Origin of the sequence: Saccharothrix sp. ST-888 (assembly GCF_000955975.1) — a bacterium.
Lineage (GTDB): Bacteria > Actinomycetota > Actinomycetes > Streptomycetales > Streptomycetaceae > Kitasatospora.
Genome location: NZ_JYJF01000079.1, coordinates 11147 through 34689 on the forward strand (window position 1 = coordinate 11147; position 23543 = coordinate 34689).

A 23543-nucleotide genomic window follows, 5' to 3' on the forward strand; every position below is an offset into this window, starting at 1 on the left:
CTGCGTCGTCCTGTTCCGTGGTTCCTGTGGTCACTTGCCGTGCTGGTTCGGGGTCTGCTGGAAGGTCCGCAGCCGAGTGGCGAGGAGAGCGGCCGCGCCGTCCATGAGGGTGTCGGAGATGCTCTCGACCGTGCGGTTGCGCCAGGGGTGCAGCTCGGTCCCGGCGACCGCGTGGTTGAACGCGCCCATGGCCGGCCCGCAGTGGACGAGGTAGTCCACCGTGGACGCGCGGTCTCCGGTCACGGCCAGTCGGAGTCCGCGTGCGAAGTACGCGCGGAACAGCGCGGCCATGTCCGCCTTCGGGTCCGGGCCTGCTGCCACGGGCGGGGGCTGCTCGCCACCGAGGTACCGCTCGATCACCCGGGTCCGGGTGCTCTGGTCGATCTCGGCGAACGAGGTGTGCCGGTGCCAAAGATCGTACAGCCGGGCGGCGCGGGCCGGGAAGAACTGGCCGAGCTTCAGATAGCTTGCCCGTGACCCGAGTTCGAACTGCTCGCCCCACGGGGCGAGGTCGACGTCGTACTCGCGCGCCTCCTGCAGGAGGTCCTTCACCCGGTCGCTGGTGGCCGCCTCCACCGAGCACTGGTTGACCGATCCGGTGAGCACGAAGTCGGCGCCGAGCACGAAGGCCGCGGCAGCCGCCTCCGGGCTGCCGATCCCGCCGGCGCAGCCGACGTGCACTGGCGGCCGGCCGGGCAGGGCGGCCGCGTCGCGGAGCCTGAGCACCTGCGGAAGCACCGTCAGCGGCTCGGCCGTGCCGTGCAGCCAGCCGCCGTTGCCCTCGACGCACAGGTCGTCGGCCATCGGGCGGGACTGCGCCGCGGCGGCCTCCTGCGGCGTCACCGCTCCGGCCGCGAGCAACCGCGCGACCAGGCGCTGCGGCGGCGGCGCCAGGAACTCGGCGGCGGTGTCGGTCCTGGAGACCTTCGCCAGGATCCGGCCGCCCTTGAGCCGGAACCGGACCAGGTCCTCGGTGATCAAGGAGAAGCCGGAGGCCTCCACCAGCTCGACGCCGTGCCTGAGCAGCAGGTCGACCAGGGCCGCCTCCTCCTCGGGGGCACCGTGCCGGTGGAGCAGGTTGACGCCGAAGGCACCGCCGAGCCCCAGGTCGTTGCAGAGGACGCGCAGTTGACGGTCCACCTCGTCCAGGGAGAGCCCACCGACTCCGAGGAACCCGAGCAGGCCGGCCTTCGCCGTGGAGCGCAGCAGCGCCTCGCCACTGACCCCGCCGTACATCGAGCCGACCAGGTAGGACCGGCGCAGTCCGTACCGCTCGCGGAAGGTCGCGGCGCCGAGCGAGTCGGCGCTGATCGGCTGAGCACCGCCCCCGGCAGCCGACGGCGACGGCGACGGCGACGGCACGTCCAACGGCGACGGGGCGGCGGCCGGGCTCGCCGCGAGCGGCTCGGCGCCCGCCCTGATGCGCTGGACCAGCTTGCCGAGCACCTGGCCGGGGCCGAGCTCGACGAACTCGAAGTCCCCGTGCGCCATCAGCTTGCGCACGGTCTCGGTCCAGCGGACCGGAGCGGCGATCTGCGCCACCAGCCGTTCCTTGACCAGCCCGGGCGGATACGGCTCGGCGTCGACGTTGGCGATCACCGGGATCTGCGGCGGGCGCAGCGTGAATCCGTCGAGGTAGGCGGCGAACTCCCGGGCCGTGCCGCGCATGTAGCGCGAGTGCAGCGGCGCGCTGACGTGGAGCCGGACCGCCCGCGCACCGATGGCCTCGAAGGCGCCACAGGCCGCGTCGATCTGCTCGGGCGGGCCGGAGACGACGAACTGGTCCATGGCGTTGTAGTTGGCCAGGTCCAGGCCGGCGAGCTCGGGACCGGCGAGCACGCGCGTGACGGTCTCCTCGTCGGGTCCGATGATCGCGGCCATCGCACCGCCGCCGGCCGCGGCCATCAGCCGGCCACGCTGCTGCACCAGCCGCAGCCCGGTCTCGAAGTCGAAGACGCCGGCCGCGAACAGCGCCGCGTACTCGCCCAGGCTGTGCCCGACGAGGTAGTCCGGCGGCACCGGATCCTGGGCCGCCCGGTCCAGGTAGCTCAGCGCGCCGACCACGTAGAGGGCGGGCTGGGTGAACTCGGTCCGGCCGAGTCGACGCTGCGGATCGCGGACGCACAACTCCTCGATCGAGTAGCCGAGTACCCGGTCCGCCGTCGCGGTCTGTTCCGGGAACCGCTCGAACAGCCCCCGGCCCATCCCGCGCCGTTGCGAGCCCTGCCCGGGGAATCCGTAGACCTTCATGCCGGGTACCTTTCTCGGCCGCTCTCGGGCGGCACGTTGCCGGGCGTTCTCGAACAGCCTGACGTCCCGTTCGAACGGGCTGAGCAGCGGCATCGACTCCCAACCGCCGTCCCGTGGGAGGATGTTGCGGACGAAGTTGTGGAGGCTGCCCGAGGGGCCGAGGTCGAGGTAGCAGAATTCACCGCGGTCCCGCAGGTCGGCCATGGCCCGCTCGAAGTCGATCGGCTGACGGGCGACCCGGTAGAAGTGCTCGGCCGTCACCCGGGTCACCGGCCGGCCGTCCACACAGGACGCCCAGGGGATCCGCGGCGGCCTGAGCGTCACACCATCGAACCCGCTGCGGCACTCCTCCAGCACCTGGTCGACCAGGTGGGAGTGGAAGCCGTACTCGACCGGCAGGCGCAGGTGCACCACGTCGGCGGCGAGCAGGGCCGCCTCGGCCCGGGCCAGGGCCTCCGGGGTGCCCGCGACCACGAAGTTGCCCGGATAGTTGCGGGCCGCGAGCTCGCACTCGCGCAACTCGGGGACCAGCTCCAGCGTCTCCGGCCCGGCCAGCACGGCCAGCATCCCGCCCGGTGGACCGGCGCGCAGTGCGTCGGCCTGCCGCGCCAGCAGCCGCAGGCAGTCGAACGGGTCGAGGCTGCCCGCGACGACGGCCGCCGCGTACTCGCCGAGGCTGGAACCGAGGACATAGTCGGGCTCGACGCCCTCCGCCCGCAGTGCCTCGGCCAGGGCCAGCTCGATCATGACGATGCCCGGGTGGGTGATCCGGGTGTCGACCAGGGGGTGGCTGCGCCGCTTGTCCGGGTCGAAGACGCGTGCCAGCACCGACTCGCCGAGTTCCTCGGCAACCGCCGCGTCGTAGCGCTGCAGGGCCGTACGGAACACCTCGTTGGCCTCGTACAGCTCCTTGCCCATCCCGTAGTACTGCGAGCCCTGCCCGGAGAACATGAACACGACGGGCAGGGATCCGGCCGCGGCCGGGCCCGGAGAGACCACCGGCCCGGTCATCGGTAGGTGTCCCAGAACAGGCCCGCGGCCGCGGCCTCGGGTTCGGCGGTTCCTCGGATGACGACCCTCCGGTTCAGCTCGGGTTCGGGCAGCGGCTTCCTGACCGGGCCGTGGCCGACCGGTGCGGGAGCGAGCAGCAGATGGGCGTTGGTGCCGCCGTCGGCGAAACAGTTGATCGCGGCGAGCCCGGCGTCCTCGGGCCACGGCTGCGGCTCCCTCGGGAAGTACAGCGGTGAGGTGGCGAGGTCGAAGTGCTCCAGCGGAACCTGCCCGGAGCGGAACGGCACCTGCTCCCGGTGGTCCAGCATCAGGACCACCTTGATGAACGCGGCCATCCCCTCCGCGGCCAGCGGGTGGCCGATGTTCGGCTTGATCGAGCCCAGCGCGAGCGGCTGGGCGGAGCCGGTCCGGTAGACCGCCTCCACCGCCCGCAGTTCCAGCAGGTCGGTGATGGTCGATCCGGAGCCGTTGGCCTCCAGCCAGCCGACCTCCTGCGCGCGGTGGCCACTGGCCGCCAAGGCCTCGGTCATGACCTCCCGGTGCGCCTGGGGGTTGGGCGTGGCCGGGCCGGCGGTCCGGCCGTCGTTGTTGGTCGCGACGGCCTTGAGCACGGCGAGCACCCGGTCCCCGTCGGCCTCGGCCCTGGCCAGCGGCTTCAGCAGGACCGCACCCACGCCCTCGCCCAGGATCAGCCCGGCTGCCCGCTGGTCGAACAGGTGGAAGTCGGCACCCGGGTTGAGCAGGCCGCGCAGGCCGAAGACCTCGTAGGGCCGGTCGGTGCCGAGCAGGCTCACCCCGGCGACCACGGCCGACTCGACGGCACCCGCGCGCAGCGCCTGGACGGCCATCTCCATCGCCACCAGGGCGGAGGAGCAGGCGGTGTCGACCACCAGGCTCGGGCCCCGGAAGTCGAAGAACTGCGAGATGTTGGCGGACAGGTAGTTCTGGCCGGTGGCCACCACCGGGTTCTTCGCCCCGGCCACCCGCGCCCCGTCCGGCACGTGGGCCGTCCGGCCGCCGACGTACACACCGATCCGACGGCCCTTGAGCTCGGCCGGCCGGTATCCGGCGTGGTGCACCGCCCGGTTGACCTCCTCGAGCAGCAACAGCGCCTGCGGGTCCATGGCCGCGACGTCCTCCTCGGACAGCAGGAACGACTCGGCGTCGAAGCGGAGCACCTCGTCCAGCAGTCCGGCGTGGTAGCCCATCGGTCGCCCGAAGTGCCCGTCGGGGATCGGCCGCAGCGCCGAACGGCCGTGCCGCAGCAGTTCCCAGTACTCGCTCACGGACCCGGCGTCGGGGAACCTGCAGGACAGGCCGACCACCGCGATGTCGCCGGTGGTGCCGCCCGGCTGCGACACCGGCGGTGCGACGGCGACCGTCGCGGTCCCGGCCGGGGCCGTCCGGGTGTCCGACGCGGCGCCGCCCGGCGTGGCGGAGCCGAAGGCGCCGAGCAGTTCCTCCCGGTGCTCGTCGGCGAGGTACCGCGCGAACTCGTCCGCGGTCGGGTGCTCCAGCAGCGCCGACGGGTCGACCGACACGTCGAGCAACCTCCCCGTGTCCTGGACCAGTTGGCTGACCAGGATCGAGTCGATGCCGTAGTCGTGGATCGGCACGTCGCCGGTCAACTTGGCGCGGTCGAAATGGAGTTCCTCCGCCACCCGGTCGAGCAGCCACGAGGCCGCCGCGTCGACGGCGCTGCCGAGGGCGCCGGGGCCGGCCCCCACGACCGGGCCCGCAGCGGTGGGTGCCGACACGGCGGGCGCCGGTACAGCAGGCGTCGGCACAGCGGGCGCCGGCACGGCGGCTGCCGCCACAGCAGGCGCTGATGGCGTGGAATCCAGCCGACGGTCCGTCAACCGCTCGGGCCGCCAGTCGGCGTCCGGTCGGGGCAGCGCGGGCATGACGACCCGGGCACCGCTCGCCAGCGCCCGCTCCAGCAGCTCCAAGCCCTGCTCATCGGTCAGCGCGGCCAGCCCGGAAGCCTGGTAGGCGGCGGTGCGCGCCTCCCCCATCCCGGTGTCCTTCCAGCTCGGCCACTCCACGCTGACCAGCGGCAACCCGTGCGGCCGGGCCTCGGCCACGGCGTCCAGGTAGGCGTTGGCCAGCGCGTAGTCGCTCTGCCCGACCGCGAGCGCCGGAATCGCCGCGGCCACCGACGAGTACAGCACGAACATGCTCAACGGCTCGTCCCGGAAGCACTCCACGAGCGCGTCGAGGCCCAGGACCTTCGGGCCGATCACCCGGTCCATGCCGGCCTGCGGCTTCCGCACGAACGCGGGATTCTCGAAGTCGGTGAACCCGGCGCTGTGGACCACCGCGCCGACCGGGCCCAGCCTGCGCCTGACCTCGGCCAGGGTCTTGGCCAGCGCCTCCTTCTCCTCCAACGCCACGGCGAGGACCTCCAGTTCGATCCCCTGGTCCGCCAACTCGGCAAGCGGGCGCAGCTTGCGGCCGAGCGGGGTGTCCGCGGCGATGTGCGCGGCCCACTCCTCCCGGGGCGGCAGCTCCTCGCGACCGGTGAGGACGACCTTGCGCACGCCGTGCCGGGCCACGAAGTGACGAGCCGTCAGCAGTCCGATGCCGCGGGTGCCCCCGGTCACCCAGAGCACGTGGTCGGCCGGGAACCGCAGCGCGGCGGACGGGCCGTTCGGCAGTTCACACAGCTCGGACCGGTGCCGGACACCGTCGCGGTAGGCGATCTCGGCCGGCTCGTCCGTACTACTGAGCTCGTCGGCCACCCAGCGGCACAGCTGCTCGTCCGAGGCGTGCCACTCGATGCCCACGTGGCGCGAGCGCAGGTGGCGGTACTCGCTCTGGAGCATCCGGTACAGGCCCACCCGGGCCGCGCCGCCGAGGCCGGCCGAGCCCTCGGCGTCAGACGCCGCGCTGCGGGAGACCAGCAAGGCGCAGAGCCCGCGCCTGCCCCGGTCGACCAGGTGCTGCAGCCAGCTCAGCCAGTCGGGCAGCAGGTCGTGCGCGGGGGGCATCGCCGGGTCGGCGCAGCCGGCCAGGTCGACCACGGCGTCGAACCGGTCCCAGCGGGTGCCGGGGTCGGCGAGGTCGGCGGTGAGCCGGGCGGCGTCGAGAACCTCGACGGCCGGCAGCACGGCGGCGAGCCGCGCGGCCAGGGCCTCGGTGCCGGGCACCGTCAGCACGGCGGTGCGGCCCGGCAGGTCAGCGCGCCCGGCGGGCTCGGCGGGGGCCCACTGCCTGGTCAGCAGCAGACCCTGCGGACCGCGGTCCGCGTCCAGGGCGGCCAGCTCGGCGTCGGCGGCGGCCAGCCAGACCCGCTCACCGTCGAACGGGTAGCCGGGCAGCGCCACCCGGCCGGGCCGCACCCCGTTGTGCAGGGCCGACCAGTCGACCTGCCGGCCTGTGGTCCAGGCGGCGGCGTACGCCGCCGGGTCGGCCGGCAGCCGGTCGCCCGGGAGCGGCTTGCGCGGGTCGACCACCCCGGCCCAGCTGCCGGCCGGCGCACCGCCGGCGGCGAACTCGTCCAGCCGGGCGGCCAGCTCGGTGAGGTCGTGGAAGAGCACCGCGAAGCGGTGCGCCATGGCCTCGCGCCCCCACTGCAGGGTCCAGGCGACCTGTTCCGGCACCGCCCCCGCCCCCTCGGCGCGCAGGTGCGCCGCGAGGCGACGCGCCTGGGTGGCGAGCCGGCCGCCGTCCCGGGCGGAGAGCACCGCCAGCTGCGGTCCGGCCGGGACGGCCGTCTGCCGCGGCTCGGCGACGTACTCCTGGAGGATGACGTGGGCGTTGGTGCCGCCCGCGCCGAAGGAGCTGACTCCCGCGGTCCTGGGCTGCGGCGTGCCGTCCGCACCCAGGCGGCGCGGCCAGGGCGCCAGCTCCCGCTGGACCCGGAACGGGGTCGCCGTGAAGTCGATGTTCGAGTTCAGCCGGTCCGCGTGCAGTGAGGGGGCCAGCTCACCGTGGCGCATCTGCAGCAGCACCTTGGTGACCGCCGCGATCCCGGCCGCCGACTCGGCGTGTCCGATGTTGGACTTGACCGAGCCGATCGGAAGCCGCTGCGGCAGGTCGTCCTGGAAGGCGCGCAGCATGCCGGTGATCTCGACCGGGTCACCGAGTGCGGTGCCGGTGCCGTGCGCCTCGATGTAGTCGAGGTCGCCCGGGCGCATCCCGGCACGGTCGAGCGCGGCCCGCACCAGGTCGCCCTGCGCCCTGGGATTGGGCACGTTGAACCCCCGCCCCGTACCGCCGTGGTTGACCGCCGAGGCCTTGACCACCGCCAGGATCCGGTCGCCGTCGGCGAGTGCGGCGTCGAGGCGCTTGAGCAGGACCGCGCCGGACCCCTCGGCCGGCACGTAGCCGGTGCCGCCCTCGCCGAAGCTGCGGCACCGCCCGTCCTCGGCGAGGAACCCGCGCCACGCCAGCTGCAGGTACTTCGCCGGGTGGCTGGTGATGTTGACCCCGCCGGCGACCGCCACGTCGCAGTCGCCGTTGCGGATGGCCAGGCAGGCCTGGTGGATGGTGACCAGCGCGGAGGAGCACATGGTGTCCACGCCCACGCTGGGCCCGGAGAAGTCGAAGAAGTACGACACCCGGTTGGCCACCGAGGCGAAGGACGAGTGCGGTGGCAGGCCCTCGCCGCGCAGCGCCTCCTGGACTCCGTACAGCTGGTACTGGCCGTACATCATGCCGACGAACACCCCGGTGCGGGAGCCGCGCAGCTGCTCACGGGTGTAGCCGGCGTCCTCCAGGAGGTGCCAGGTGGTCTCCAGGAACACCCGTTCCTGGGGGTCCGTGTGCTCGGCCTCGATCTGCGACATCCGGAAGAACAGCGGGTCGAAGCGGTCGGCGCCACGGACGAAACCGCCCCACTTGCCGTACGTCCGTCCGGCCGCCGACTTGTCCGGGTCATAGAACCTGTCGTGGTTCCACCGGTCGGCCGGCACCTCCTCGATGCTGTCCCGGCCGGCCCGCAGGTTGCGCCAGAACTCGTCCACGTCGTCGGCCTGCGGGTAGCGGCCCGCGACTCCGATGATCGCGATGTTGCCGCTGCCGCCGGCGGACCGCGCCGGTTCGACGGCGGCCGGGGTGACGACTGCCGCAGCAACGGGCTCGTCCTCGACGTGGGCCAGGGCTTCGGCTTCGGCTTCGGCTTCGGCTTCGGTGAATGCGTCGGGGTACTCAGCGACCAGATGGTCCGCCAGCTCACTGACCGTTACATACTCGAACAGCAGCGTCTTCGACAGCGGGCCGAAGCGCTCCTCGAGCCGCCGGGTCGCGCTCAGCGTGATCAGTGAGTCCAGGCCGTAGTTGTCGAACGACTCCGTGAGGGCGATCTCCTCCTCGGGGAACTTCAGCTCCTCCGCCATCAGCTTGAGCACCAGCTGCTCGGCCTGGACACGCGCGTCCGGCCGGACCCGGGGTACGGCGGCCTGCCGGGCGGCGGCCGGGCGCTCCGGTTCGGGCGCCACCGCGTTGAGTGCGGAGAGGATCCGGACCGGGTCGCCCGGGGCGAGCAGCAGCCGCGGCGCGGTACCGGCCAGCGCGCGGTCGAGCGCGTCCAGCGCCGACCGGGTCCGCAGCGGGCGGATGCCGAGCTCACGGGTCATGTACTCGGCGCCGGCGGCGTCCGTGCGCATGGCGCCGTCGGCCCAGACCGGCCAGGCGGCGGCGAGGGTGCGGCCCTGCCGCGCCCCCTTGCGGCGCTGCTGTTCCCGCCGGTCCGCGAAGTGGTCGAGGAAGGCGTTCGCGAAGGAGTAGTCGGTCTGGCCGACGTTCCCGAAGGCCGCCGCCGCGGAGGACAGCAGCACGAAGTAGTCCAGCGGGTCGTCCCGGGTCGCGCCGTCCAGCAGCACCGTCCCGTGCACCTTGGCGGCGAGCACCGCCGCGGCGTCCGTGCGGTCCTTGTGGAGCAGCAGGCCGTCCCTGAGCACTCCCGCGGCGTGCAGCACCCCGCTCACCCCGCCGTGGACCCGGCGGGCCTCGGCGAGCAGCGCGCGGACCGCGTCCGGGTCGGCCACGTCGGCCTGCACCACACGGGCCCCGATGGCCTCGATCCGGGCCCGCGCCGCGGGGCCGGGAGCGGTCCTGGAGGCCAGCACGATCCCGCCACCGGTGACCCCGGCGGCGCGCCGGACGGCGGTGATGTGCTCCGCGAACAGCAGGCCCAGCGCGCCGGTGCCACCGGTGATCAGGTGGGCCCCCGGGCCGCCGAACACCGGCTCGCCGGCAGGCGGCAGGGTCACCCGGCGCCACGCCCGGCGGCTCCTCACCCCGTCGTCGGTCCGCACCTCGGGCTCGCCCTGGACACCGAGCTCGGCGACCACCGCCTCGGCGAGCGAGCCGCCCGCGACGGCCAGCACGGAGAAGTCGACCGCCGGGTGTTCCCTGCGCACCGAGCGGGCGAAGGCGGCCATCGCCGGGTGGGCCGGCGAGTCGGCCGGATCGCGGTACACGTACAGGTAGCGCAGGGCGCCGCGCCGCTCCCGCTGCCAGGCCTGCAGGAAGGCCACGGCCGTGTGGAAGCCGTGCTCGACCGCGCTGCCGGGCTCGCCGTCCTCGTCGGCCAGGTGCACCACGTACCGGACCGGTTCCGGCCCGTCGACGCGGACCGCGGCCGCGGGGTCGAACCCGGTGCCGAGTTCGACCCGCCGAGTGGCCGCACCCGCGGCCGCCAGGGCGGCGCTCACTGCGGCCCCGCGGGTACCGGCGTCCAGGACCAGCACGTTCCCGTCCGGAGCGCGCCGGGCGGCGGCGGCTGGCTCCCAGGTCGGTTCGAAGGCGGCCACCGCGTCCTGGACGGACTCGGCCCGGGCGGGCACTGCCCGGAGCGTGAAGCCGTCGATCGCGACGACGACGTCGCCGCTCCGGTCCAGCAGTGCCACGTCGAAGCAGAGCGTGCCGGGAGCCGCCGGACGCGTCGAGGGGGTGGCGTAGGCGTACATCAGCTCCGGCAGTTCGGCGTACCGCCGGACCGAGCCGAGCGCGAACGGCAGGTACGGCACCGGGTCGCTCGGGTCCTGCGCGCCCGGAGCGAGCCGGGCCGCGGTCTGCAGGGCCGCGTCGAGCAGCGACGGGTGGAAGGCGTAGTCGCTCGCGTCGGCGACCCGCTCCGCGGGCAGCCGGAGGGCCGCCAGTACCTCGTGCTCCCCGACGACGAGTTCCTCGATCGCCTGGAAGCTCGGACCGTAGTCGAAGCCGAGCCGGGAGAAGAGCCGGTAGCAGTCGGCGCCGCTGTGCACCTGCGGGCAGCGCGCGCGCACGCCGGCCACGTCGACCGGCGCGGGGCGTCCGTCCGCCGCGCCGAGCAGCAGGGTGCCGTGGACGTGCGGCGACCCGCCGCCGTCCGCGGTCCGCACCTCGAAGGACGCCCCGGTGCGGTCGCCGGTGATCCCGACCGTCAGACGGTGCTCGCCCCCGGTCACGGGGAGCCGGACCGGGGCCGCCCAGGTCAGCCCCTCGACGCCGTGGACCCGTTCCCCGAAGGCCAGTTCACCGGCGAGCCGGGCCATCTCCAGGTAGGCGACCCCGGCCAGCACCAGCTCGCCGCCGACAACGTGGTCCCGCAGGAAGAACTCGGCCCCGGTGAGGGTCTTGGCGAAGGCCGGCGCCCCGGCGGTGGAGACCTCGGCGTCCAGCAGGGTCGGGTGCAGCCGGGCGGGCGCTTCCGGGGCCGGCGTGACCCAGTGCCTGGTCCGGGCGAACGGGTAGCTGGGCAGGTGCACCCGGCGCCGCTGCGCGCCCCGGTGCAGCGCCGCCCAGTCGGCCTCGGCGCCGGCCAGCCACTGCCGCTCGATCCCGGCCAGGTCACCGGTCGCGTCGGCCGCTTGCGCGGTGCCGCCCTTCCCGGCCTGCCCGGTGCGCACGGCCGTCGGGCGGCCGGCGAGGTGCTCGGCGAGCTCGGTCCGCAGCCGGGCGGTGCTGTCCGCCCGCACGGCGAGCCGGTGGCTCATCGGCTCGCGCCCGACCTGCAGGGTGTACGCGAGGTCGCCCGGCGGCACGTCGTGCTCTGCCAGGTGGTCGGCGAGCCGTCCGGCGGCCTGCCGCAGTGCCTCGGGGGTACGTGCGGAGAGCACGAACAGCTGCTCCGTCGTGGCCTCCTCCCGGGTGTCCGGCATGGTCGGTTCCTCCAGTACGACGTGTGCGTTGGCTCCGCCGAAGCCGAACGAGCTGACTCCGGCCCGGCGTGGCAGGTCGTTCCCGGCGGCATCGCGTGCCCGCGGCCAGGGCCGGGTCGTGGTGGCGACCTCGAACGGGCCGCCGTCGAGTTCCAGATAGGGGTTCAGGTCCCGGACGTGCAGGCTGGCCGGGATGGTGGCGTGCCGCATCGCGAGCACGGTCTTGAGCAGCCCGGCGATGCCGGCGGCGGCCTCCAGGTGGCCGATGTTCGTCTTGACGGACCCGATGGCGCAGCCGGGCGCGGCCTGCGTGCCGCGATCGGCGCGCAGTCGGCGGAAGGCGGTGCTCAGACCGATGGTCTCGATCGGGTCGCCCAGCGCGGTGCCGGTGCCGTGCGCCTCGATGTAGCCGACGCTCTCCGGTGGCACGTCGGCGGCCCGGTAGGCCTGGACCAGCAGGTCGGCCTGGGCGTCGGGGCTGGGCGCGGTGAGCGAGGTGGTCCGGCCGCCGTGGTTGACCGCGGCCGCCCTGATCACCGCGTGCACGGCGTCGCCGTCGTGACGTGCCCGGTCGTCCGGCTTGAGCAGCACCACGCCGACGCCCTCGCCCCGGACGTATCCGTCGGCGCGGCTGTCGAAGGCCTTGCAGCGCCCGTCGGGGCTGAGCATCTCGCCCTGGCTGAGCAGCTCGTGCACGCCCGGCGACAGGATCAGATTGACCCCGCCCGCGATCGCCAGGTCGCAGGTGCCGTCACGCAGTGCGGCGCACGCCTGGTGGACGGCGACGAGCGAGCCGGAGCAGGCCGTGTCCACCGCCATGCTGGGACCGCGCAGGTCGAGCAGGTAGGAGACCCGGTTCGGGATGATCGAGAGCGCCGCGCCGGTGGCGCTGTGGGCCCCGGGGGCGTGCCCGGCGGTCCGCTGGACCTCCAGGTACTCGCTGTTGGCGACCCCGACGAACACCCCGACGCGCTTGCCGGCCAGATCAGACGGACGGTAGCCGGCGTCCTCGATGGCCGACCACACCACCTCCAGCAGCAGCCGCTGCTGGGGGTCCATCAGTTCGGCCTCGCGCGGCGAGATCCCGAAGAAGGCGGCGTCGAAGCGGTCCAGGTCGGGGATGAAGCCGCCCCAGCGGGAGCTCGGCCGGTCCCGCCAGTCCCAGCGCTCCGCCGGGACCTCGCCCACCAGGTCGTCCCCGGCAGCCAGGTGGCTCCAGAACTCCTTGAGGTCGGCCGAGCCCGGCAGCCGGCCGGCCATGCCGATGACTGCGACACCGCCACCGCTCTCCGGCTCGCCCGGGGTCTCGGCGAGTCGACGCACGACGGCGGGCGCTGCGGTGGCGGCGCCGAACCGGGCAGCCAGTTCGGCCGCGTGGTGCTGCCACAGGTGCCGGGCCAGCGCGGACAGGGTGCCCCGGCGGTAGAACAGCGTCGGGTACACGGTGATGTCGTAGGACTTGCGCAGTTCGGTGCTGAGCGCGGTGAAGCTCACCGAGTTCATGCCCACCTCGCCGAGCGGGGTGTGCGCACCGATGTCCTCGGGATCCACCCCGGCCAACCGGCCCACCATCTCGGCCAGTTCGGCGATCAGTGCCTCGTCGCGGCCACCGGGCGCCGATGGGCCGTCCGGCTCTTCGGCCCTGGACGCACCGAAGCGGGCGCGGAGTTCGGCCGGCGGCATAGCGGCCAGCGTGGTCCGGTCGACCTTCTCGTTGAGCGTACGCGGAAAGCCGGTCACCCGGAGCAGCACGTCCGGGATCATGTGGTCCGGCAGCCAGGCCGCCAGCTGTTCCCGAGTGGGATCGGCGGCGCCCTCGGCGAGCAGGTAGCAGGCCAGCAGCGAGCGGTCCCCGCCGCCCTGGCCGCGGGCCACCACGACGGCCTCGCGGACGCCGTCCAGCCGTCGCAGGGTGGACTCGATCTCCTCCAGCTCCACCCGGAAGCCGCGCACCTTCACCTGGGAGTCGATCCGGCCCAGGTAGGCGATGCGGCCGTCGGGCAGTCGGCGGACCAGGTCACCCGTCCGGTACATCCGTGCGTCGGGCTCGGTGGCGAACGGGTCGGGCAGGAACCGCTCGGCGGTCAACTCGGGACGGCCCAGGTATCCGTCGGCCACACCGTGGCCGCCGATGTACAGCTCGCCGGCCACGCCGGTCGGGACCGGCCGGCGTCCGCTGTCGAGGACGTGCAGCACGGTGTTGGCGATCGGGTTTCCGATGGTCACCCGCTCGCCGCGGCGCAGCCGACCCGCCGCCGACCAGATGGTGGTCTCGGTGGGGCCGTAGAGGTTCCAGACCTCGCGGTTGCCCGCGAGCAGGGCCTGGGCGGTGTCGTCGGCCAGGGCCTCACCGCCGCAGAGCACGGTGAGCCCGGGGTTCCCCTGCCAGCCGGCGGCGAGCAGCATGCTCCAGGTCGCCGGGGTGGCCTGCATCACCGTGGCCGCACTGCGCTCCACCGCCTCCCGCAGCCGCAGCCCGTCCTGGGCGACCTCGGCCGGCAGGAGTTCCACGGTGCCGCCGCTGATCAGCGGCAGGTAGAGCTCCAGACCGGAGATGTCGAAGCAGACCGTGGTCAGCGCGAGGAGCGTGTCCCGGGGTCCGAACCCGGGCTGACGGGCCATCGACCAGAGGAAGTTGGTCAGGGCGCGGTGCGGGACCCGGACTCCCTTGGGCTGCCCGGTGGACCCGGAGGTGTAGATCACGTACGCGGTGTCCGACGGCCCGGCCGGGCCGGGCGAGGGCGCCGCGGGCGGCTGCACGTCCCGGTCCACGAGCAGCCGGGCCACCGCACCGCTCCAGGCGGCCTCGACGGCGGAGTGCGTGAGCATCAGGTGCAGCCCGGCGTCCTCGGCCATGTAGGCGAGCCGCTGCGGCGGGTAGGTCGGGTCGAGCGGGACGTAGCTGCCGCCGGCCGCCTGGACGGCCAGCAGCGCCACCGGCAGGTCGGCGCCGCGCGGCAGCAGGACGCCCACCGTCCGGCCCCGGCCGACGCCGGCGGCGGTCAGCCGGGCGGCGAGGCCCTCCACCCGCTCCTTCAGTCGACCGTAGGTCAGTTCGGTGTCCTGGTACCTGACCGCCACCGCCGCGGGGCGGGCCTCGGCCTGGGCGCGCACCAGCTCCCAGACCAGGGTGTCGCTCGGGTAGTCGGAGCGGTCGGCCGGGGTGAGCAGCGCGAGCTCGCCGTCGGTCAGCAGCCCCAGGTCGCCGACCGGGGTGTCGGGGGTGCCGACGGCGGAGGCCACCAGGGCGGCGAAGTGCTCCCCGAGGCGTTCCACCGTGGCGGCGTCGAACAGGTCGGGGTTGTACTTCAGCGTGTACCGGCAGCCGTCCGGATCGTCGACCAGGTCGAGGGTCAGGTCGAACTCGCCCTCCTGGTGGATGCCTTCGACCCGGCCCCGGACCACGCCGTCGTCCCGCAGGTCGCGCGCCCAGTTGTGGAAGTAGAAGGCGACGTTGAACAGCGCGCCGGCCGTGCCGGGGGTCTCCCGCCGCAGCTCCTCGGCGAGGTCGATCAGCGGGTAGTCGGAGTGCTCCAGTGCTCCCAGCACCATCCGGTGGATCCGCCCCAGGAGGTCGCGGAACGACTCCTGGCCGTCCACCCGCTCGGCCAGCACGACCATGTTCATGAAGTAGCCGAGCACGTCGTCGTAGCCCTCGGCCGGGCGACCCGCCGTGGGCGTGCCGACGGCGATCTCCGCCTGGTCGCTGTAGCGGTGCAGCAGCGCGAAGTAGCCGGCCAGCAGAACGCTCGACAGCGAGGTCCGCGCCGCGGCGGCCAGGGCCCGGGCCCGGTCCGTCACCGCGGCCGGCAGGCGCCCGCCGACGCTCGCGCCCCGGAAGGTGGGCACGGGCGGGCGCGGGCGGTCCAGGGGCAGCGGTGTGACGGTCTGACGGTCGCGCAGGCGTGAGACCCAGTACTCGCGCAGCCGTTCCGCCCGGGGCCCGGCGAGCAGGTCCCGCTGCCAGGCCGCGAAGTCGCCGAAGGTGCGGGCGGGCCGGTCGGTGGGCAGCGGGCGGCCCGCCCGGAGAGCCCGGTAGCCGCGGTCCACGTCGGCCAGCAGCAGGGGGATGGAGAGGCCGTCGAGCACCAGGTGGTGCACGTTCAGGTGCAGGGCCTGGCGGCCGTCGCCGAGGGTGTACAGCGTCGCACGCAGCAGCGGGCCGCCGGCGAGGTCGAACGGCTCCGTGAGCTCCGCGTGGATCCGGTCGCGCAGGTCGCTCTCCGCGACGGAGGTCAGGAAGACCTGCCTGAAGGGGAGTTCGGGTTCGGCCGCGATCCGGATGAACGGCCCCTGCTCGCCGGTCGAGACGGTCGCGCGCAGTTCCTCGTGCCGGTCGATCAGGTCCTGCAGGACGACCCGCAGGGTGAGCACGTCGACGTCCCGGTCCAGCCAGAAGGCGAGCGGCAGGTTGTAGGCGTGGTTCCCGGGCGCGATCTGCTCGATCACCCACAGCGCGTGCTGCCCCCGGGACATCGGACGGGTGCTCTGCTCCAGGGCCTGGCGCGGGCGCAGGACCAGGGCGGCCTCCGGGGGCACCGGGACCGCGCCGGACACGACGGCACCGACGACGGCGGGGGCCGCGGCGACGGGCGCCTCGGTGACGGGCGCCTCGGCGACCGGGGCGAGCCGTGCGGGAGCGGGCAGCTCGGGCACGACGGGCGCCGGCGTGACGGCCTCGACCGCCGCGGCCTCGGACTCGACGGCATCGGCCAGCCAGCGGGCGGACAGATGGGCCGTCAGTTCACGCAGCGTCGGGCGCGCGAAGAACTCGTCGAGCGGCACGGCGACACCGAAGGCATCGCCCACCACCGACACGATCTTCATCCCGCTCAGCGAATCGAACCCGTAGTCCGCCAACGGCCGATCGGGATCGATCCGCTCGTCCAGCTTCAGGACCCGCTCCACCAGCTCCCGCAGCCGCTCACCCACCGCGTCGGTCGATCCCGGCCGGACGGCGGCGGTCACCACCCGGGCAGCGGAGGCGGAAGCGGCGGCGACGACGGGAGCGGCAGCGGAAGCGACGGGCGCCGGTGGCACCGCGGCGCGCACCGCGGCGCCGTTCGCCGCGACCAGCACGTGCTGCCCGAGCTCGGCCGGCCCGCCGGCCAGTGTCCTGACCTCCGTGTACCCCTCCTCCTGGAGCATCGCGGTCCAGCTCGCCGGCGTGGCCAGCGGCGACCGCGGGATCCGCGCCTCACCGTCCTGGAAGGCCCACCAGCCCTCCATCACCCCGCCGCCCAGCGTCAGGTACGGCCGGATGGCGGTCAGCTCGTTGAGCACCAGCAGTCCGCCCGGCTTGAGCAGCGTCCTGAGCTCGCGCAGCGTGCGCCGCAGGTCCTTGGTGGCGTGCACCACGTTGGTGCCGAGCACCACGTCCGCCGAGCCCGGCGCGAAGCCCTGCTCGGGCAGTTCGCGTTCCAGGTTGAGCAGTTGGAAGCCGACGAACGGGTACTGCTCGGCGAACCTGTCGCGGCCGTGGTCCAGGAAGCGCGGCGACACGTCCGTGAAGGTGAAGCCGACCCGGCCCGACCGGTCGGCCACGACCGGCAGGACCCGCTCGGTGGTGGCGCCGGTACCGGCGCCCACCTCCACCACCCGGATCGTCTCGTGCGGCGCCAGCCGGGGCAGCCGGGCGTCCAGGTGGCGGCGGACGGTGTCCGCCACCAGCAGGTTGAAGTGGTCGGTGAGCGCGTTCCCGCGGTAGAGGTCGCGCACCAGCTGCATCGAGGAGTCGGGGAACATGACCTCGGTGCCGATGACCTCACCGCGCAGCAACTGCGGGTACAGCCGCAGGAACTCCCGGTTGAGGGTGACCGTGGGCTCGACCTCCGGGTAGGCGGCCGCGACCCGGTCGAACTCGTCCTCCCACCGGTCCGCCGCCGGATCCGCGGTCACGCCGACGGTGACCAGGTCGCCGTCGCGGGTCAGGTGCCCGGCTCCGGCCAGCAGGTCGAGGATCGCCTCGTGGAGCCGCTGGAACTTGTCCCGGATGCGCAGGGTTCCGCGCAGTTCCTCACTGCGGTGCTGCTCGCCCGGACGTCGGAAGACGCCCATCCGCCGGTACACGCCGAGCAGTCCGGTCACCGAGGCCGCGTCCAGTGCCCGGTACCCGGCGAGCACCCGGGCGACGGCGGGGTCGACGCCCGGCCCGTCCTGCGGCCGGGGTGCCGTGACCGCGGCTGCCCGGGCGGCGGCCGACGGCTCGGGGATCCACAGGCTCTTCCGGGCGAAGGGGTAGCCCGGCAGCTCGATCCTGCGGGCGGCCGGAGAGGTGATCCGGGACCAGTCGATCTCGGCCCCGGCCAGCCAGTGCCGGGCCGCCTCCGCCAGGTCGCGCCGGGACAGCGCCCGCTCCAGGGCGGCGGCGTCCCCGGCGAACCGCACCGCGGCCCGGGAGTGGTGGCCGGTGCCGACCCGGTCTTCGGCGCCGCCCGCCGCGTGCGCCTCCAGCAGTCGGGCGGCCTCGGACACCGAGGCCGCGGACAGGGCGAGCCGGAACTCGTGCGCGGTGCGCCCCGACTGCAGCGTGTGGGCGACATCGGCAAGGCGCAGCGAGGACCGGTCGGGCTGGTCCGCGCCCCGCGGCCGGATGCCGGCCACCGCCTCGGCCACCGCACCGATGGTGTCGGCGGCCAGCGCGGCCGGGGGCAACTCCGCCCCCAACTCCCCGGCCAGCCGCGCGTGGAAGTGGGAGCGTTCGGCAATGCCGAAGCCGCAGTCGACGAGATCGGTCGCGAGTCCCAGGGACTTCGGCGCCACACCGGCCAGCTCGGCGACCAGCCGCAGGCACCGGTCCTGGGCATCCACCAGCGCATCCGCCGCCGACTCGGTGCGCTGCGGGATGCACCGGCGCAGGAAGGCCGCGAGGTCCGCCGCGTAGGCGCGCAGCCGGTCCTCGGTCCTCGCGGAGAGCACCAGCAGTTGCTCCCCGACGGGCTCGGCCGGCTCCGGCGCGCCGACCGGCAGGTACTCCTCCAGTACCACGCAGGCGTTGGCGCCGCCCGCGCCGAACGAGCTGACCAGCGCGCGCCGTGGCAGTTCGTCCTCGGGCCCCGAGAGCCTCGCCCAGGGCTGCAGCGTCTGCTGGACCTCGAAGGGCGTGCCGGTGAAGTCGATCTCCGGGTTGCGTTGCGCCGAGTGCAGCGACGGGACCAGCATCCCGTGCCGTAGCTGCAGCAGAACCTTGGTCAGGCCCGCGATCCCGGCCGCGGATTCGAGATGGCCGATGTTGGTCTTGACCGAGCCGACCGCGACGCGCGGCCGCCGGCCGCGCTGCGCCGGATCGCCCGGATCGCCCGGCTCGCCGAAGGCCCTGGCCAGCCCCGCGATCTCGATCGGGTCGCCGAGCAGGGTGCCGGTGCCGTGCGCCTCCACGTAGCCGACGGTCTCTGCCGCGACGTCGGCGCGGTCCAGTGCTCCGCGGATCACCCCGCTCTGCGCGATCGGGCTCGGCACGGTGTAACCGCCGGTGTTGCCACCCGAGTTGATCGCCGAGCCGCGGATCACGCCGAGGATCCGGTCGCCGTCGGCGACCGCCGCGGCCAGCGGCTTGAGCAGGACGGCGCCGACGCCCTCGCCGTCGACGAAGCCGTCCGCGCCGGCGCCGAAGGCCTTGAGCCGGTCGTCGTGCGCCAGCATGCCGGCCTGGGCCAGCCCACGCAGGTGCTTGGGGTGCAGGATGAGGTTCACTCCGCCCGCGATCGCGGCGGCGCACTCCCCTGCCCTGATGCTCTGGCAAGCCAGGTGGACGGCGGTCAGCGAGGCCGAGCACGCGGTGTCCACCGCCAGGCTCGGCCCGGCGAAGTCGAAGGAGTAGGACACCCGGTTGGCCACCGACCAGTGCCGCGAGTGGGCCTCGGTCGGGACGCCGAGCGCGTTCGCCGCACCGCCCATCCACTCGTAGTCGTTGCCCATCACGCCGACGAACACGCCGACCGGACCTTGGGCGGCGAGCACGGCCGCCGGGTATCCGGCGTCGTCCAGGGTCGCCGCCGCGGTCTCCAGGAACAGGCGCTCCTGGGGGTCCATCGCCTCGGCTTCGGCGGGCGAGATGTGGAAGAAGAGCGGGTCGAACTTGTCGACGTCGTCGATGAACCCGGCCCACTTGCTGTACGAGCCGCGGGTCCCGGTCGGGTCGTAGTGCGCGTCCGCGTCCCAGCGCTCGGCGGGCACCTCCCGGATGCAGTGTCGGCCCTCGGCCAGGTTCTGCCACAGTTCGGCGACCGTGGGGGCCAGCGGGTAGCGCCCCGCTACGCCGATCACGGCGATCCGGTCGTCCGCGCCCTCCTCGGCCGCGCTCCCGGTGCCGGCCGCGGCCGGCACCGGTTCGTCGCTGGAGAGCCGGCTGCCGAGGAAACGCGCCACCGCGTCGGGGGTGCGGTGTTCGAAGATCAGGGTCGCGGGCAGCCGCACCTTGGTGCGCGCACTGAGCTTGTTCCGCAGTTCGAGCGCCGTCAGCGAGGTGAAGCCCAAGCGCTGGAAGTCGGCGTCGGGGTCGATGTCGCCGACCGAGTCGTGCTTGAGGGCCGCCACGACCTCCCGCAGCACCAGCTCGCGGAGCACCCGCTCGCGCTCGGCCGCCGACAGCCCGCGCAGCTCGGTGCCGACGCCGGTGGCGACGGGGCCGACGGGCGCCGGACCGCCGGGGACCGCTCGCGGCCGGTGACGCCGGGCCGGAGCCAGCCGGTCGAACAGCGGCGGCAGCGCACCCGCCGTGCGGTCCACCGCGGCGAGGTCCAGCCGGACGGGCAGCAGGTGGGCCCGGTCCGTGGCGACGGCGGCGTCCAGCAGGGCCAGGCCCTCCTCGGTGGTGAGCGGGCCCACCCCGGCACCGGTCAGCCGGGCCAGGTCGGCCTGGTCGAGGCGGCCGGTCAGGGCGCTGCGCTCGGCCCACAGGCCCCAGCCGAGTGCCACCGCCGGAAGGCCGAGGCCGTGGCGGTGCTGCGCCAGGGCATCCAGGAAGGCGTTGGCGGCGGCGTAGTTGCCCTGCCCGGCGGTGCCCAGGGTGGCGGCCACCGAGGAGAAGAGCACGAAGGCCGACAGGTCGAGGTCGCGGGTCAGCTCGTGCAGGTGCCAGGCGCCGTCGGCCTTCGCCGCCAGCACGGTCCGCAGCCGCTGCGGGGTCAGGGAGCCGATCACCCCGTCGTCCAGCGCGCCGGCGGCATGCAGGACCGCCCGCAGCGGGCGGTCCTGCGGGATCGCCGCGAGCACCTCGGCTAGCGCGGCGCGGTCGCTGACGTCGCAGGCCACCGAGGTCGCCGTCGCGCCGAGCACGGTCAGCTCCTCGGCGAGCGCCGGGGCTCCGCGGCGGCCGAGCAGCAGCAGGTCGCGGACGCCGTGCTCGGTCACCAGGTGGCGGGCCACGAGCGCGCCCAGGGTGCCCGACGCGCCGGTGACGAGCACCGTGCCGTCGGTGGGGAACACGGGCGCCACGGGCACCGCGGGCGGGCCCGCGTGCACCAGCCGCGGCACCCGCAGTTCACCGCCCCGCACCACGACCTGCGGCTCACCACAGGCCAGCACCCGTGGCAGCAGCCGCGGGAGGTCGTCCGGGTCGTCGGTGTCGACCAGGACGATCCGGTCCGGATTCTCGGTCTGCGCCGACCGCACCAGGCCCCAGACCGCGGCGGCGGCGGGATCCACCGGCGCCTCGCTCTCGGCGCCGGTCACCACGGCCTGGCGGGTGGCCACCACCAGGCGCCGGTCACCCGTCTCCGCGTCGGCGAGCCGGTCCTGCAGGTCCGCGAGCACGGCGGCGGTCACCGTCTGGACGGCGGCGGGCAGTTCGCCCTCGGTCGGCGGGCAGCGCAGCACCGTGGCGGTCGCGGCCCCGGCCGCCGGGGAGTCGGACCGCGCGGTCACCCAGTCCAGCGCGAAGAGCGCGCTGTCGCCCGGAGCACCGAGCAGCGCGGTGCCGAGCGGACGCAACGCCAGCGAGCCGATCGACAGCAGGGCGTGGCCGGTGCCGTCCGCGATCCGCACCGCGACCGAGCCGTCCGCCTGCGGGCTGATCCGCGCCCGCAGGCCGGTCACCTGCGCCGCCGCGTCCGGATCCAGCCAGTGCACGTCGCTCCACGAGAACGGCAGCGCCGGCTCGCTCGTCACGTCCAGCGCGTGCAGGGCCGCGTCGAGCAGCGCGGGGCGGACCGGCACGGGCAACGAGACCTCGGCGAACAGCTCGCCGCTGTGCCGCCACAGTGCCCGCAGGCCCTGGAAGCCGGGCCCGTACTCCAGGCCGCACGCGGTCCGGTCCTCGTACCAGGAGGCCAGGTCCACCGCCTCGGCGCCCGGCGGCGGCCACGCCGCCAGATCCGGCGCGGCCGCGTCCGGGGCCGGACGCCCGGCCAGGTCGACGAGCGTCCCGGTCGCGTGCAGCCGCCAGTCGGCCTCCGGGGCCCGGGCGTGCAGCCGCAGCGCCCGGTACCCGCGGTCGTCGGCCGGGTCCACCAGCAGCTGGATCTCGACCTCGCCCTGCTCGGGCAGCACCACGGGCGCCTGCAGGGTGAGTTCGTCCACCGCGTCGCCGGCCTGCAGCGCCATCTCCAGCAGCGCGGTCCCCGGCACCACGACGCTGCCGCGCACCCGGTGGTCGGCCAGCCACGAATGGGTCCGCAGCGACAGCCGGCCGGTCAGGACCGTCTGCCCGTCGCCTGCCAGCTCGACCGCGGCGCCCAGCAGCGGCTGCCGGCTGCGGAGCCAGTAGGGCTTCGTCCGGAAGGCGTACGTGGGCAGCTCCACCGCGCGGGCGCCGGTGCCCGCGAAGAGCTGCGGCCAGTCCACCTGGACCCCGCGGACGTACAACTCGGCTGCGGACGTCAGGAATTCGCGCCGGGCGTCCTTGTTGCGGCGCAGCGAGCCGACCACCACGGCGGGCCGGTCGGCGGCCTCCGCGGCCTCCTCGATGCCGACCCGCAGCACGGGGTGGGCGCTGCACTCGACGAAGACCCGGTGTCCGTCGGCCAGCAGGTCATTGATCACGGATTCGAAGCGGACGGTGTTGCGCAGGTTCCGGTACCAGTAGTCGCCGTCGAGCCCGGCGGTGTCCAGAACCTCGCCGGTGAGCGTCGAGTGGAAGGGCACCGAGCCGGAGCGCGGGCTGATGCCGGCCAGGTCGCGCAGGATCCGCTCGCGGATCCGCTCCACCGACGCCGAGTGCGAGGCGTAGTCCACCGGAATGCGCCGGGCCCCGATCGCCGCACCCTCGCAGTACGCCAGCAACTCGTCCAGCGCGGCGCTCTCGCCGGCGACCACGGTCGACTGGGGTCCGTTGAGGGCGGCGACCGAGATCCGCCCGTCCCACGTCTCCAACAGGGTGCGGGCCCGGTCCGCGGGCAGGGCCACCGAGACCATGCCGCCGTCGCCGGCGATCTCCAGCAGCGCCTGCGAGCGCAGGGCCACCACCCGGGCACCGTCCTCCAGCGACAGCCCGCCGGCCGCGCAGGCGGCGGCGATCTCGCCCTGGGAGTGGCCCACCACGGCGGAGGGAACCAGGCCGAGCGAGCGCCACACCTCGGCCAGCGACACCATGACCGCCCAGAGCGCGGGCTGGACCACGTCCACCCGCTTCAGCGCTTCCTCGTCGTCCAGCACCTCCCGCAGCGACCAGTCGACCAGGCCGCTCAGCGCCCGCTCGCACTCCTCCAGGCGTGCGGCGAAGACCGGGGAGGACTCGCGCATGCCACGGGCCATCCCGACCCACTGCGAGCCCTGGCCGGGGAAGACCCAGACCACGCCGGATTCGCCGGCGACGGCGCCCTCCGGCTCCACCAGGTGCGGCGAGGGCTCGCCCGCCGCCAGAGCGGCCAGCCCCTCCAGCAGTTCGGCACGGTCGCCGGCGACCACCGCACCGCGGTGCTCCAGCGCCGACCGGGTGGTCACCGAGGCGAAGCCGAGGTCCACCGGGCCCTCCTCGGGCCGGGACTCCACCCACTCGAGCAGCCGGGCCGCCTGGGCCCGCAGGGCCTCCTCGGACGCACCCGACAGCACCACCGGCACCACCGGCGAACCCACCGCCGCCACCGGCTCGACCGCCGCCTCCGCCTCGTCCGCCTGCTCCAGGATCACGTGCGCATTCGTCCCGCTGGCACCGAAGGCGGAGACGCCGGCCCGGCGCGGCCGGTCGGACCGCGGCCACGCCCGCTGCTCGGTCAGCAACTCCACCGCCCCCGCCGACCAGTCCACATGACGCGACGG

At 74.6% G+C, this 23543-nt stretch carries 2 protein-coding genes; both read right to left on the reverse strand.

Annotated elements, in window-relative coordinates; genetic code table 11:
* Window positions 1-30: 30 nt before the first annotated feature.
* The gene (fabD, locus tag UK12_RS22815; protein WP_045304963.1) at window positions 31-3261 is read right to left on the reverse strand and encodes an ACP S-malonyltransferase; all 3231 of its coding nucleotides are present in this window, start codon (window positions 3259-3261) and stop codon (window positions 31-33) included.
* On the reverse strand, window positions 3258-23543 hold a 20286-nt coding region (locus UK12_RS22820; protein ID WP_082119858.1), incomplete at its 5' end, for a hybrid non-ribosomal peptide synthetase/type I polyketide synthase. The genes fabD and UK12_RS22820, both read right to left, overlap by 4 nt.